Below are 13,556 nucleotides of genomic sequence, written 5' to 3'. Positions count from 1 at the left end.
GCGTTCCTCGCCGGTCTCCGTCAGGAACGGCGGATCGTGGCCGAGTGCGCCAGGGCGGTGAGCGCGGCGGCGGGGGCCGCGGGCAGGTTCAACCCGTCGAGGGCGCGGAGGGCCTCCTCGACCCGCTCGGTGATCATGGCCTCGACCCGGTCGGGTGCCTTGAGCCGCCGCATCACCTCGCGTACGGCCTCCAGGGCGTCCCCGTCGGGGTCGCGCCGGCCGAGCAGCTCGCGCAGCCGTCCGCGTTCCTCGGCACCGGCGAGCCGCCAGGTCTCGGCGAGCAGGGTGGTGGGCCGGTGTCCGCGCACGTCGTCGGCGTCGGCCTTGCCGGTGGCCCCGGGGTCGCCGAACAGGCCGAGCAGGTCGTCCCGCAGCTGGAACGCCTCGCCCAGCGGCACCCCGTACGCGGAACAGCCCTCGCGCAGTCGGCCGCCCGCGCCGGCCAGGGCGCCGCCGATCAGCAGGGGCTGCTCGACGGTGTACTTGGCGGTCTTGTAGCGGATCACCTTCAGCGAGGCCGTCGTGTCCGGGGCGGCGCCCGTGCGCAGGATCTCCAGGGACTCCCCCGCGACGAGGTCCCGGGCGAGCGCCGCCCAGAGCGGCCGGGCCCGGCCGAGATAGGCGGCGGGCAGGCCGCTGGTGACGAAGAGCTGCCCGGCGAGCGACATGAGCAGGTCGCCGACCAGCATCGCGAGCGACCGGGCTCCCGCGGCGGGCCGCGGGTGGTGCTCCACGGCGCCGCGCAGGGCCATGTGCGCGGTGGGCCGGCCGTGCCGCAGCGGGCTGTCGTCGATCAGGTCGTCGTGCACGACGGCGGCCGCGTGCACGAGCTCCATGGACGCCGCCGCCCGCACCAGCGCGTCGCTGTCGGGCTGCCCGGCCGCGCGCCAGCCCCAGTAGCAGAACGCGGCCCGCAGCCGTTTGCCGTCCGCGACCGCCGCCTCCAGCTGGTCCGCCACCGGGCCCAGGGCCGGGTCGACCGCCGTGAGCTCCTCGGCCTCCTGGGCTGCGTGGTTCCGCAGCACCTCGTCGACGCGCGCCTTGAACGCGGCCGGCTCCCAGCGCTCAGCCGCCATCGCCGGCCCGCCGCGCCAGCACGTGCCGGGCGAGAACCTCCAGGTGCGCCGGCGGTGGGGACGCGTACCGGTCGAGCACGAGGCGGCCGCGCGCCTCCAGCTCGCGCTCGGCCTCGGCCGCCATCTCGGCGGTGTCCGACCGCCTCAGCAGCCCCCGTACGAGCCCGAGGCCCGAGCCGAAGGTGCTCACCGCCAGATCCGCGAGCCCCGCCGCCAGTAACACCGCCCGCTCGTCCAGACCCCCACGGGATCCCGGTCCTCGCGTCACGTCCCCTCCCCTGTCGCCCTTCGCCCCCAGCGTGGCGTCCGGCCGGCGGGCGGGGCGGCGGAACTCACCAACGAGTGATCCATTCGCCGATGCGTACGAGTCGTGCGGGGCCCGGGCCCGCCCCGTCCGGCGGCGCAGGCGCGGCCGGAAGGCGTGAAGCGGGCTGTGCCGGGCAGGTGCCGGACGTACGAGGAGGCGTGTGATGGCAGTCCGTGACGATCCGTACGTGATCCGTGTGATCGGTGACATGGACCTCAACAGCGCGGAGGAGCTGCGCACCGCGCTCATGAGGGCCGTCGAGGAGACGCCCCCCGGCTCCGAGGTCGTCGTCGACCTCCGGAACTCGTCGTTCTGCGACTCCGCGGGACTCAACGCGCTGCTGGCCGCCAGGGAGCGGGCGTGGGTCTCGGGGCACACGTTCAGGCTCGCGGCCCCCAGCCATCAGATGGTGCGGCTGCTGGAGCTGACGGGCACGGAGGGCCTCTTCGTCCTCGGCCCGGCCGTGTCGGACTGAGACGGTCCACCGGTTCCGTATCACCGGCTCCGTGCGGCGGCTCCGCGCCGGCGGGACGCGGGCGGGCCGCCGCGCGGTGCGTGCGGCGGCCGTGGCGTGGCGGGTTCCGGTGGTCAGTCGTCCCCCCGGACGATGTGCCGCTCCGGGTCGCCGCCGTCCCGCTCGTCCGGTGCCAGGTCGTCCGGCCTCGTCCGGGCGGGTCGGCAGGTGCGCAGGGTGGAATCGTGGCGGTGCATCTCGTCGTCGGCGGTCGTGTCGATCCGCGTGTTCATCGCGGCCGGCTCCTCGGGTCGAGCCCGGTGGTGCCATCGGGGTCTCGAAGGGGCGGCTACCCGGGAGGGTGCGGTCGACTCCTCCGGAGCGGGGCGAGTAGGCCCGCTCGCCCCGGGTAGCCGCCGCAGCGACATCGCCGAGCTTCCGGGACGGGGAAGCGCCCGTGCTCCCGGACGGACGGGAAGGTGGACCGCCATGAAGGCCGTCACGTGGCAGGGCCGGCGGAAGGTCTCGGTGGAGCAGGTGCCGGACCCCGTGCTGCAGGAGCCCACGGACGTGATCGTTCGGATCACGTCGAGCGGGCTGTGCGGTTCCGACCTGCATCTGTACGAGGTCCTCGGGCCGTTCCTCGACGCCGGCGACGTCCTCGGGCACGAGCCGATGGGCGTGGTGGAGGAGGTGGGCGCGGAGGTGCGGCGGCTGCGGCCGGGCGCGCGGGTCGTGGTGCCGTTCAACGTGTCCTGCGGGACCTGCGCGATGTGCTCGCGGGGGCTGCACTCCCAGTGCGAGACCACGCAGGTGCACGCGTACGACACGGGCGCCGCCCTGTTCGGCTACACGAAGCTGTACGGGCAGGTGCCGGGCGCCCAGGCCGAGTACCTGCGCGTGCCGTTCGGGGACGCCCTGCCGATCCCGGTGCCGGAGGGGCCGCCGGACGACCGGTTCGTCTACCTCTCGGACGTGCTGCCGACGGCGTGGCAGGCCGTCGAGTACGCCGAGGTCCCGCCGGGCGGTTCGGTCGTGGTGCTGGGCCTCGGTCCGATCGGCGACATGGCCGCGCGGATCGCCCTGCTGCGGGGCGCCGGCCTCGTCGTCGGCATCGACCCGGTGGCCGAGCGGCGCAGCCGGGCGGCGACCCGCGGGGTGCACGCCCTGGACCTGTCCGACGACGGGCTGATCGACCGGGTGCGGGACCTCACGGACGGACGGGGCCCCGACGCGGTGATCGACGCGGTCGGCATGGAGGCGCACGGCGCCCCGGTCGCCAAGGGACTGCACACGATGGTCGCCCTTCTCCCGGACGGGCTCGCCGGGCGCATGATGCGCCGCTACGGCGTGGACCGGCTGTCCGCGCTCCACCTGGCGGTCGAGCTGGTGCGGCGCGGCGGAACCGTGTCGCTCTCCGGGGTGTACGGGGGCGCCGCGGACCCGATGCCGTTGTTCGCCATGTTCGACAAGCAGCTCCGGCTCCACATGGGCCAGGCGAACGTGCTGCGGTGGGTCGACGACCTGCTCCCCCTGCTCACCGACGACGATCCCCTGGGCGTGGACGACTTCGCCACGCACCGGCTGCCGCTGGACGCGGCGCCCGAGGCGTACGACATGTTCCAGGCCAAGCGCGACGGCGCCGTGAAGATCCTCTTCTCCCCCGACGCGCGCCCTTCGGGCGGTGAGGCCTCCACCGCGGAGCCGCCGGCCGTCTGATCCCCGCGACGCCCCCGGGGCCGCTTCGGACCGTTCCGAAGCGGCCCTGACGCGTTTCTCCTCAACCCGGGCGGCGGTCTTGCCAGTTGGGGTCCCCCCTCCAAAGAATGTGCATGACAACCGAAGGATCTTCGGTTGCACAGCCATCAGAGGGGAACCCCCACATGAAGAAGCCTCTCGCCGGCACCCTGCTCGCCCTGCTCCTGGCAGGCGCGACAGCGGTCCCGGCCGCGGCCTCCGCACCCCGGGAGACGGTCGCACAGGCCCCGGCTCCGGCCTCCGCACCCCAGACCCAGGCCGTGACCGCCGTCGACTTCGCGGGAACGGTCGCGCTCAGCAACTGTTCCGGCTCCGTCGTCCGCACCCCGAGCTCCCTGCCGAGCGACCCCGCGCTCGTCCTCTCCAACGGCCACTGCCTGGAGACCGGCTTCCCGGCGCCGGGCGAGGTCGTCCTGAACAAGCGCTCCAGCCGCTCGTTCACGCTGCTCAACTCGGCCGGCACCGGTGTCGGCACCCTGCGCGCGAGCAAGATCGCGTACGGCACGATGACCGACACCGACGTCTCGATCTACCAGCTGACCAAGACCTACGCGCAGATACAGAGCACGTACGGGATCAGCGCCCTGACCCTCAACGACACCCACCCGGTGGCCGGTACGCCGATCACGGTGGTCTCGGGGTACTGGAAGCGGACCTACAGCTGCGACATCGACGGGTTCGTCTACCGCCTCAAGGAGGGCGACTGGACCTGGAAGGACTCGGTCCGCTACACCTCGACCTGCAACACCATCGGCGGCACCTCCGGCTCGCCGGTCATCGACCGGAACACCGGCAAGGTCGTCGCCGTCAACAACACGGGCAACGAGGACGGCCAGAGCTGCACGGTGAACAACCCGTGCGAGGTCGACCAGAACGGCGCCGTGACGGTCCGCCAGGGCATCAACTACGCGCAGGAGACGTACACGATCGTCCCCTGCATCGGCCCCGGCAGCGTGATCGACCTGAACCGCGCCGGCTGCGCCCTGCCCAAGCCGTGACACCCCCGCCCTCTCCGCCGGCCACCGCCCGGACGCGGGTGGCCGGCGGAGAGGGCGCCCTGCTCAGGGCCGGTTGAGTACGCGTACTCATCACGGGGACCTCGGGCTCGCCGAGACTGTGCGCACCAGCGAGAGAGGCCCGTGACAGTGACCGCACAGCAGACCCGACGACCCCGTCCGCAGCACCGCACGACCGGCGGGGCGTTCGCCCGGCGCTCCCTCCCCGGCCTCGCCGCCGCGGGCCTGGCCTCGGCCCTCCTCCTGACGGGCTGCGGGTTCCAGATCCACGACCGGGTCTGCGGCTCCGGCCACTACCCGGTCAAGGCCGTCGGCAACACCAGCGGCGGCGACTGCGTGGCGGACGGCCAGGAGCCCCCCGAGGGCTACGTCCGCTACCCCGAGGGCCAGGTGCCCGAGTGGGTCGACGATGAGTGGGACCGCTACTGGTCCACGGTCGTCGTCGACGCCGAGGGCCGGGTGGTGCAGGGCTGACCGGCCGTCAGGGATTCATCTCGTACGCGCCCGACAGCGCCTCGACGCGCTGCCAGACGCGCTCCGACCGCGCCTCGTCGACGACGGGGCGCCGGACGGCGCCGAGCGCCCAGAGCTGCTGCTGCTCGGTCGCCGAGTCCTTGCCGTGCAGCTCGACCGCGTGCGCGGAGAAGTCGCGGACGAGGACGGCGAACAGCTCGTCGAGCACGTCCTCGTCGAGGCCGGTCAGGGCGGCCTGCTCCAGGACCAGCTGGCCGTGGACGACGAGCGCGAAGAGCTGGCCGACGGCCAGGAGCAGGTCGAGGTCGCGGCTCTGCTCCTCGTCGGGGGCGGCCTTGAGCACGAACTCGCAGAGGGCGTCGGCCTGTTCGCGGAAACGGGCCACGTTGGACACGTGCGCGTACGCCTCGTAGGCCGGCCGCCAGTCGTGGAAGCGGACCGAGCCGAGACCCCGCGCCGGGCCCTGCCGGAAGAGGAACGCGTCGTCGGCCGCGTCCAGACGGGTCGGGACGGGCTCGTACGCGACCGGGTCGAGCAGGTGGTTGCGCATGAACTTCAGGATCAGCGCCAGATTGACGTGGACCGTGCCCTCCAGCTTCGGCAGGCCGCGGATCTCCACGGCGGCCTCCGCGAAGTAGTTGTCCTTCTCGAAGCCCTTGGCGGCGATCACGTCCCACATCAGGTCGATGACCTTCTCGCCCTCCGTGGTCACCTTCATCTTCGTCATCGGGTTGAAGAGGAGGTAACGGCGGTCCTCGGGACCGGCGGTGCGGAAGTAGTCTACGGCGCGGTCGCTGAACAGCTTCATGCCGACGAGCCGGACGTACGCGTCGGTCAGCTCGCGCCGCACGTGCGGGAAGGCGGTGACCGGGCGGCCGTAGAGGATGCGGTTCTGCGCGTGCGTGACGGCCTCGTACATCGCGTGCTCGCAGATGCCGATGGAGGCGGTGCAGAGGTTGAACTTGCCGACGTTGACGGTGTTGAGGGCGGCGTCGAAGGCGGCGCGCCCGGTGTGCAGGACGTCCTCGGCGGCGACGGGGTAGTCCTCCAGGCGGAACTCGCTGACGAACTTCGACGAGTCGACGACGTTCTTCACGAGGTGGTACGCCGGGTGGCGGCTGTCGGCGGCGAAGAAGACGTAGCCGTCGGGGCCCTCGACGTCGGTGCGGCGGCCGAAGACGGAGACGAGTCCGGCGGCGTTGCCGTTGCCGATGTAGTACTTGGAGCCGGTGGCCCGGAAGCCGCCCTCGCCGTCGGGCGTGAGCAGCATGTCCGTCGAGTAGATGTCGGCGCCGTGCGCCTTCTCCGAGAGGCCGAAGGCGAACACCTCGCCCTGGGCGAGGAGTTCGGCGGCGCGGGCGCGGGCGGCGGCGTTGTCGCTCTGCCAGACCGGGCCGAGGCCGAGGATGGTCACCTGCCAGGCGTACCAGTAGTCGAGGCCGTAGAAACCGAGGATCTCGTTGAGGGCGGCGATGCGGGCGGTGTCCCAGCGCTTGTCGCCCTCGCCCTCGCCCGCGGCGGCGGACGGCGTCAGGAAGGTCGCGAAGAGCCCCTCCTCCGCGGCGAAGGCGAGGAAGTCGCCGAGCCAGGCCCGGGTCCGGTAGTCCTCGATGATCCGTCGCTTGCCGCGCGCCTCGAACCAGTCCACGGTGGCGCGCAGCAGCCGGCGGGTCTCCGGGTCGAAGTGGGCGGGATCGTAGGTGTGCGGGTTGAACAGCAGCGGGTCGGCCATGACGTCCGCCTTTCAGGGATCGAGGGGTGGGTACGGCTCGGTTCAGCGGGCGGCTTCGAACCGGGCGAGCGTGGCGAGGACGTCGTCGAGCCAGGCGATCATCATCCGCTCGTACGCGATGCCGCCGCGCAGCACGGCGTGCTGGAGCTCCCGTTCGGCGTCGAGCGGAACGCCGGCGCCGGTCCCGGTCCCGGTCCCGATGCGGGTCCCGGTCTCGGTCCCGGTCTCGGTCTCGGTCTCGGTCTCGGTCTCGGGGAAGTCGCGCGCCTCGCCCGCGAGGTAGTGCTCCAGGCGGTCGGTGTGCGCCCGCCTGTGCCGCTCGACCTCGCCGATCAGCGCGGCCGGATCGTCGAAGGCGGCTCCCCGGATCTTCACCGCGAGGTCGTGCCGCACGCTCTCGGGCTCGATCGGTTCGTGCAGCCACGTGGAGAGCGCGTCCCGTCCGGGTCCCGCGACGGAGTACTCCTTCTTGTCGGGGCGCCCCTGCTGGGGAACGTCCCGGACGTCCACCCAGCCGTCGCTCTCCATGCGCTTGAGCACGCGGTAGATCTGCTGGTGGGTGGCGGTCCAGAAGTATCCGATGGACCGCTCGAAGCGCCGGGCCAGCTCGTAGCCGGATCCGGGCTTCTCGAGCAGGGACACGAGGATCGCGTGGTCGAGCGCCATGCGCCCGATCTTGCTATGCAACGAGTTGCATAGCAAGGCGACCTGGACCGATGAGACACGGCTCACGGGCGTTGTCAGTGGCGGGCGATAGCTTCGTGATCGTTCGGAAGGTTGTGCGAGGAGGGGGAATTCGTGGGTGTCGAGCGTGCGTTGAAGGTCGTTCTCGTCGACGTCAACGACGAGGTGGTGACCGCCTGGAAGTCCGCGTTCGCGGACACGCCCGGGGTCGAGATCCGGCGGGGCTCCCTCCTGGACGTCGACGCGGACGCGTGGGTGTCCCCCACGAACGCGCGGGGCCGGATGGACGGAGGGGTCGACGCCGTCGTCAAGCGGCACCTCGGCGCCGGGGTGCAGGTGCGGGTGCAGCGGGCGATCCGCGAGCGGTTCGGCGGGAGCCTGCCGGTGGGCAGCGCGGTCTGCGTCCCGTCCGGGGCGGCCGTGCCGCGCCATCTGATCTCGACGCCGACGATGCGGCAGTCCTCGCAGGACGTCAGCGACACGATGAACGTGGCGCTGGCGTGCGCGGCGGCGTTCCAGGCGGTGCACCTGCAGAACCTGGCGAAGCCCGGCAGCATCCGGTCGGTGGCGCTCGTCGGGATGGGCGCGCGGACGGGCCGGGTGCCCGCGCAGGTGTGCGCCAATCTGATGTGGACGGGGTACACGCTGTTCCACGACCACGGGTTCGCGGACTACGACGAGTTGCGGGCCGCGGTGCTCGCCCAGCTCGCCGACATCGAGGGCGCGGGTCCGGCGCAGCGGGTGCGGATCAAGGTGCCGGAGCAGCCGCCGGCCGTCGCGGGATCGGAGCCGTCCGAGACGCCGGACGTCGCGGGATCGGGGCCGGCCGAGACGCCGGACGTCGCCGCGTCGGAGCCGGCTGCCGAAGCCGCCGCGTCGGCCTCGGATCCGCTGGGGCTGGCCGGGCTGTTCACGGGCGGTGGTGAGCCGTGGCTGCCGCTGCTCGCCCCGGTGATCGAGGCGCAGCCGGGGGCGGAGGCCTTCATCGGGCCGAAGCGGAGCCCGGAGGTGGTTCCGGTGCGCGAGCTGACCTTCCAGGCGCTGAAGCCGCATCCGCCGCACAAGTGGAAGGTGGTCGCCTTCGGGCAGAACCCGTACCCGCGGGCGGAGAGCGCGACCGGCATCGCAATGTTCGACAACACCTTCCACGACTGGAAGGACAGCCAGTTCGGCCGGGTGGTCAGCATCCGCTGCCTCATCAAGGCGGCCGCGATGTGGAAGTACGGCATCGCCAAGAAGACGCCGATCGCCGACGTCCGGGCGCTGTTGAAGAAGGAGGACACGGTCCAGCCGCCGGAGTGGTTCCAGGCGATGCTCACCCAGGGCGTGCTGCTGCTGAACGCCTCGCTCACGGCGAGCGCGGACGGGGCCGTGCCGACCGAGCGGCACACGTCCTTCTGGCGGCCGGTGGCCGAGCAGATCGTCGAGGAGATCCTCCGGGCGAAGCAGGACGCCGAGGAGGAGGACCGCGGGGTGGTGTTCGCCTGGTGGGGCGCGCACGCCCGGAGCCTGAAGCGGGTCGTCCAGCGGCTGGAGAAGAAGTACCCGGGGGTCGAGGTCCGGCACCTGGACCACGCGAACCCGGCGGCGCAGGGCGACCTCTTCTGCGAGGGGGACCACTTCGCCCGGGTGAACGACGCCCTGGCGGCGGTGGGGGCCGAGCCGGTCGACTGGCTGCCGCGCAGGGGCTGGGACCAGGACGCGGCCGGGGCGGGAGGGTCCGGCGGTGGTGTCGCGGAGCGCATGGGCGCGTTCATCGCGTCGACGATGGAGCTGCACCAGCTCTATCTGGAGCGGCTCACCAGCGTCAAGGACGAGGGGCTCGTCCTGCCGCCGATCACCGGGGTGTTCGACACGCCGGTGATGGACTTCCGGAAGGCCGTCGAGCCGGTGACGAAGGTGCTCGCGAACCTGGACCGGTACGTGGAGCGGTCGAGCCGGTTCGCGGAGGCCAAGGTGGCGGAGGCGGAGGCCGCGGGCGGGGCGTCCGGGACCGGGCTGTCCGCCGACGCGATCTCGGCGCTGTACCTGTACACGTGCGAGTCGGCGTTCTACCGCGAGATCAACGCCGTGCTGCGGTCCCCGGACCGGGAGCGGCTCGTGCCGTATCTGCCGTACCTGCGTCTGCTGTTCTCGGCCGTCGCCGAGCTGCCGCCGCAGACGCGGCCGCTGTGGCGCGGTGTGGCGCTCGACCTGCGGTCCCAGTATCCGCTGGGGCGCACGGTGACGTGGTGGGGCGTCTCGTCGTGCACGTCCGAGCCGAGCGTGGCCCGGGCCTTCCTCGGGAGCCGCGGCCGGCGGACCCTGTTCGAGGTGACGCCGGCGCGTGCGGTGGGGATCCGGCGGTTCTCCGCGTTCACGGGCGAGGAGGAGTACATCCTGACCCCCGGCACCCGGCTGAAGGTGACGGACGTGAAGAGCGAACGCGGCGGGCTGTGCACCGTACGCCTCACCGAACTGGAGGGGCAGGGGCTGGTGTCGTAGGCCCCGCCGCCGGGTCGTGCGGAGGCCGTCCCCTCCCGGAGGAGGGGACGGCCTCCCGTCCGCGCTTCTCAGAGCGCGCCGACGATGTCCTCGACCCGGTCCTTCGCGTCGCCGAAGAGCATGGAGGTGTTCTCGCGGAAGAACAGCGGGTTCTGCACGCCCGCGTAGCCGGAGGCCATCGAGCGCTTGAAGACGATGACCTTGTTCGCCTCCCAGACGGTGAGGACCGGCATGCCGGCGATCGGGCTGCCGGGGTCCTCGGCGCCGGCCGGGTTGACCGTGTCGTTGGCGCCGATCACGAGGACGACGTCGGTGTCGGCGAAGTCCTCGTTGATCTCGTCCATCTCCAGCACGATGTCGTACGGCACCTTGGCCTCGGCGAGGAGCACGTTCATGTGGCCGGGCAGGCGGCCGGCGACCGGGTGGATGCCGAACCGCACGTCGACGCCCTTCGCCCGCAGCTTCGAGGTGAGTTCCGCGACCGGGTACTGCGCCTGTGCCACGGCCATGCCGTAGCCGGGCGTGATGACCACCGAGCGGGCGGCGCCGAGGAGTTCGGCGGCGGCCTGGGCGGTGATCTCGTGGTGCTCGCCGTAGTCGACGTCCGAGGCCGAGGGCGCCTCGATGCCGAAGCCGCCGGCGATGACGGAGATGAACGAGCGGTTCATCGCCTTGCACATGATGTAGGACAGGTAGGCACCCGAGGAGCCGACCAGCGCACCGGTGATGATCAGCAGGTCGTTGCCGAGCAGGAAGCCGGAGGCCGCCGCGGCCCAGCCGGAGTAGCTGTTGAGCATCGAGACCACGACCGGCATGTCGCCGCCGCCGATCGAGGCGACCAGGTGCCAGCCCAGGGCGAGTGCCAGGACCGTCACGGCGATCAGCAGCCACAGCTCCGGTGTGATCACGAACCACACCGTCAGGGCGAGGAACAGGCCGAGGGAACCGAGGTTCAGCGCGTTCTTGCCCGGCAGCACGAGCGGCTTGGAGCTGATCTTCGCCGAGAGCTTCAGGTAGGCCACGATGGAGCCGGTGAAGGTCACCGCGCCGATGAACAGGCCGATGAACACCTCGGCGTGGTGGATGCCCAGCGTGCCGAGCGCGTCGAGGGCCTCGGCCTCGCGGCCGTGGGGCTCGTGCTCGACGTTCAGGAAGCCGTTCCAGCTGACCAGCACGGCCGCGAGGCCGACGAAGGAGTGGAGCAGCGCGATCAGTTCGGGCATGCCGGTCATCTCGACGCCACGGGCGCGCTGCAGACCGATCAGCGCGCCGATCAGCATGGCCACGGCCATCAGGCCGAGGCCGGCGGTGCTGATGTCGCCGTCGATCGCGAGCACGATCGTCGCGACGAGCGCGACGCCCATGCCGAGCATTCCGAACGCGTTGCCGAGTCGTGCGGACTCGTGCTTGGAGAGTCCTGCCAGCGCGAGGATGAACAGCAGCGCGGCAACGAGGTAGGCCGCCTGTGCGGCGATGGTCGCAGACATGTCAGCTCCGGTTGAACATGGCGAGCATGCGACGCGTCACCGCGAAGCCGCCGAAGACGTTGATACTGGCCAGGAGGATCGCCACGGACGACAGCACCGTGACCGCGGTACTGGAGTGCCCGATCTGCAGCAGCGCGCCGACGACGATGATCCCGGAGATCGCGTTGGTCACCGACATGAGCGGCGTGTGCAGGGCGTGGTGCACATGGCCGATCACGTAGTAGCCGATCACGATCGCGAGCACGAAGACGGTCACGTGGGGCAGCAGTGCCGCCGGAGCGAACCCGGCGGCGAGGAACAGCGCCAGGGCGGCGACGGCCACCCCGCCGAAGCGCCGGGCCGGCGTCATCGGCTCCTTCTTCGGCTTCGGCGGCTTCGTCTCCGTCGCCGCGGGCGCGGCGGCCGGGGCCGCCGAGACCTGGACCGGCGGGGGCGGCCAGGCCGACTCGCCCTCGCGGACGACGGTGATCGAGCGCTGGACCGGGTCGTCCCAGTCGAGGACCAGCCGGCCGTCCTTGTCCGGGGTCATCAGCTTCAGCAGGTTCACCAGGTTCGTGCCGTACAGCTGGGAGGCCTGGGCCGGCAGCCGGCCCGCCAGGTCGGTGTAGCCGATGATCGTCACGCCGTTCTCCGTGACGGTCTTCTCGCCCTTCACGGTGCCCTCGACGTTGCCGCCGTTGGCGGCCGCCATGTCGACGATCACGGAGCCCGGCTTCATGCTCGCCACCATCTCCGCGGTGATCAGCTTCGGCGCGGGCCGGCCGGGGATCAGGGCGGTGGTGATGACGATGTCGACCTCACGGCACTGCGCGGCGTAGAGCTCGACCTCGCGCGCCTTGTAGTCGTCGCCCATCTCCTTGGCGTAGCCCGTCTTCGAGACCTCGACCTCCGGGGACTCGATCGACAGGTACTCGCCGCCCAGCGACCGGACCTGGTCGGCCACTTCGGGGCGGGGGTCGGTCGCCCGTACGATCGCGCCGAGCGAGCCCGCCGCACCGATCGCGGCCAGGCCCGCGACGCCCGCGCCCGCGACGAGCACCTTCGCCGGCGGCACCTTGCCCGCCGCCGTCACCTGGCCGGTGAAGAACCGCCCGAACGTGTGCGCCGCCTCGACCACGGCCCGGTAACCGGCGATGTTCGCCATCGACGACAGCACGTCCATCGACTGCGCCCGGCTGATGCGCGGCACGGCGTCCATCGACAGCGCCGTGAACGGCCGGCGGCCCAGCTCCTCGACCATCGCGGGGTCGAACGCCGGGGCGAACAGGGCGATCACCGTCGCCTCCGGCCGTACCCCGTCCAGCTGATCGGGGCTCGGGGCGTTGACCCCGAGGACCACGTCCGCGGCCGTCGCGTCACCGATGGTCGCGCCGGCGGCCTCGTAGGCGCTGTCGGTGAAGCCCGCCGCGGCACCCGCGCCGGAGTCGACGACCACGTCGTACCCCAGTTTGCGGATCGGTTCGATCGTGGCGGGTGTGGCCGAGACACGGTGCTCACCTGCCCGCGCCTCCTTGAGGACTCCGACAATCACGAGTGTTCTCCGTTCGCTGCAGTTGCCGTCGACGGCTGTCCCCCGACTCGAATTCGATTCGAGTTCAGGCCTCATCAGAATCAGGCTGCTCCCACCTCGGCCGGAAGCGTGTCGGCGGTGATCCATGCCACACCACTCCCCTACCCATCGCGAGCGACCGCTCCGCAGGCATGGCGAACTCGTCGGAGCTCCCTGGTCGAGGATGGGCTCACGTTAGGGGGCCCCGGCCCTCCCGCGACACCGGCGGTTCGAGGGGGATAGCTCATATTGACGCGCGCCTCCCGGCCTGTTTCCGCGGCTCGCTCATGGCTCCGGCCCGCCGTCGAGCACCCCTCGGGGTGGTTCACGCGGAGGCCCCGTCCGCCGTGGGCCGCAGCCCCGGGACGAGCGCGGCGAGGGCCGCACGGGCGGAGGAGGCGTCGACGTGCAGGTGGGCCCGCATCCCGACGGTTCGCGCGCCGAGCACGTTCGGTTCGGCGTCGTCGACGAAGACCCCGCTCCCGGCGGCGACGCGCGAGGGCCAGTTCGTGGATCGAGGTGCCGACGGTGTTGT

The 13,556-nt window shown here is 72.0% G+C and carries 13 protein-coding genes; 5 read left to right on the top strand and 8 right to left on the bottom strand.

The window, feature by feature from the left end:
* Nucleotides 1–20: 20 nt before the first annotated feature.
* Both ACIGW4_RS12980 and ACIGW4_RS12975 read right to left on the bottom strand, forming a co-directional pair.
* Nucleotides 21–1,076 carry a polyprenyl synthetase family protein gene (locus ACIGW4_RS12980; RefSeq protein ID WP_123456358.1) on the bottom strand — a complete coding sequence of 352 codons (1,056 nt, stop codon included), beginning with the start codon at nucleotides 1,074–1,076 and terminating at the stop codon, nucleotides 21–23.
* Nucleotides 1,066–1,344, bottom strand: coding sequence for a polyprenyl synthetase (locus tag ACIGW4_RS12975; RefSeq protein ID WP_398709392.1), 279 nt, complete (start codon nucleotides 1,342–1,344; stop codon nucleotides 1,066–1,068). Before ACIGW4_RS12975 ends, ACIGW4_RS12980 begins: the two co-directional genes overlap by 11 nt.
* A gap of 202 nt (nucleotides 1,345–1,546) precedes the next feature.
* Between ACIGW4_RS12975 and ACIGW4_RS12970 the strand changes: the two genes are divergently transcribed.
* On the top strand, nucleotides 1,547–1,858 hold the full coding sequence (locus tag ACIGW4_RS12970; RefSeq protein ID WP_123456356.1) for an STAS domain-containing protein: 312 nt from the start codon (nucleotides 1,547–1,549) through the stop codon (nucleotides 1,856–1,858).
* A 113-nt stretch (nucleotides 1,859–1,971) separates the two neighbouring features.
* Here ACIGW4_RS12970 and ACIGW4_RS12965 read toward each other — a convergent pair whose 3' ends face one another.
* Nucleotides 1,972–2,130 carry a hypothetical protein gene (locus ACIGW4_RS12965; protein WP_185094688.1) on the bottom strand — a complete coding sequence of 53 codons (159 nt, stop codon included), beginning with the start codon at nucleotides 2,128–2,130 and terminating at the stop codon, nucleotides 1,972–1,974.
* Between the two features lie 196 nt (nucleotides 2,131–2,326).
* Here ACIGW4_RS12965 and ACIGW4_RS12960 point away from each other — a divergent pair, with 196 nt between their 5' ends.
* The 3 genes from ACIGW4_RS12960 (at nucleotide 2,327) to ACIGW4_RS12950 (ending at nucleotide 5,085) form a co-directional block, all read left to right on the top strand.
* Nucleotides 2,327–3,556, top strand: coding sequence for an alcohol dehydrogenase catalytic domain-containing protein (locus tag ACIGW4_RS12960; protein ID WP_123456355.1), 1,230 nt, complete (start codon nucleotides 2,327–2,329; stop codon nucleotides 3,554–3,556).
* Nucleotides 3,557–3,720: 164 nt separating this feature from the next.
* Nucleotides 3,721–4,593 (top strand): serine protease, encoded by an 873-nt coding sequence (locus ACIGW4_RS12955; RefSeq protein ID WP_359590593.1) that lies wholly within the window; start codon nucleotides 3,721–3,723, stop codon nucleotides 4,591–4,593.
* Between the two features lie 141 nt (nucleotides 4,594–4,734).
* On the top strand, nucleotides 4,735–5,085 hold the full coding sequence (locus ACIGW4_RS12950; RefSeq protein ID WP_311319320.1) for an SCO0607 family lipoprotein: 351 nt from the start codon (nucleotides 4,735–4,737) through the stop codon (nucleotides 5,083–5,085).
* 7 nt (nucleotides 5,086–5,092) lie between these two features.
* Here ACIGW4_RS12950 and ACIGW4_RS12945 read toward each other — a convergent pair whose 3' ends face one another.
* Nucleotides 5,093–6,817 carry an acyl-CoA dehydrogenase family protein gene (locus tag ACIGW4_RS12945; protein WP_398709395.1) on the bottom strand — a complete coding sequence of 575 codons (1,725 nt, stop codon included), beginning with the start codon at nucleotides 6,815–6,817 and terminating at the stop codon, nucleotides 5,093–5,095.
* A 42-nt stretch (nucleotides 6,818–6,859) separates the two neighbouring features.
* The gene (locus ACIGW4_RS12940) at nucleotides 6,860–7,483 is read right to left on the bottom strand and encodes a PadR family transcriptional regulator (protein ID WP_399580158.1); all 624 of its coding nucleotides are present in this window, start codon (nucleotides 7,481–7,483) and stop codon (nucleotides 6,860–6,862) included.
* A 132-nt stretch (nucleotides 7,484–7,615) separates the two neighbouring features.
* On the opposite strand from ACIGW4_RS12940, the gene ACIGW4_RS12935 reads away from it, so the two are divergent.
* Nucleotides 7,616–9,985, top strand: a complete 2,370-nt coding sequence (locus ACIGW4_RS12935) for an ADP-ribosyltransferase domain-containing protein (RefSeq protein ID WP_399580156.1) — start codon at nucleotides 7,616–7,618, stop codon at nucleotides 9,983–9,985.
* Between the two features lie 68 nt (nucleotides 9,986–10,053).
* Here ACIGW4_RS12935 and pntB read toward each other — a convergent pair whose 3' ends face one another.
* The 3 genes from pntB to ACIGW4_RS12920 form a co-directional block, all read right to left on the bottom strand.
* On the bottom strand, nucleotides 10,054–11,472 hold the full coding sequence (pntB, locus tag ACIGW4_RS12930; protein WP_399580155.1) for a Re/Si-specific NAD(P)(+) transhydrogenase subunit beta: 1,419 nt from the start codon (nucleotides 11,470–11,472) through the stop codon (nucleotides 10,054–10,056).
* Nucleotide 11,473: 1 nt separating this feature from the next.
* Nucleotides 11,474–13,003, bottom strand: a complete 1,530-nt coding sequence (locus tag ACIGW4_RS12925) for a Re/Si-specific NAD(P)(+) transhydrogenase subunit alpha (protein ID WP_399580152.1) — start codon at nucleotides 13,001–13,003, stop codon at nucleotides 11,474–11,476.
* A 343-nt stretch (nucleotides 13,004–13,346) separates the two neighbouring features.
* Nucleotides 13,347–13,469: a hypothetical protein gene (locus tag ACIGW4_RS12920; RefSeq protein WP_399580149.1), complete on the bottom strand. Its 123-nt coding sequence runs from the start codon at nucleotides 13,467–13,469 to the stop codon at nucleotides 13,347–13,349.
* Nucleotides 13,470–13,556: the final 87 nt, after the last annotated feature.

Origin of the sequence: Streptomyces sp. NPDC053513 (genome assembly GCF_044544765.1) — a bacterium.
GTDB classification, from domain to species: domain Bacteria; phylum Actinomycetota; class Actinomycetes; order Streptomycetales; family Streptomycetaceae; genus Streptomyces; species Streptomyces litmocidini.
This window is presented reverse-complemented; position numbering and strand designations above follow the sequence as displayed.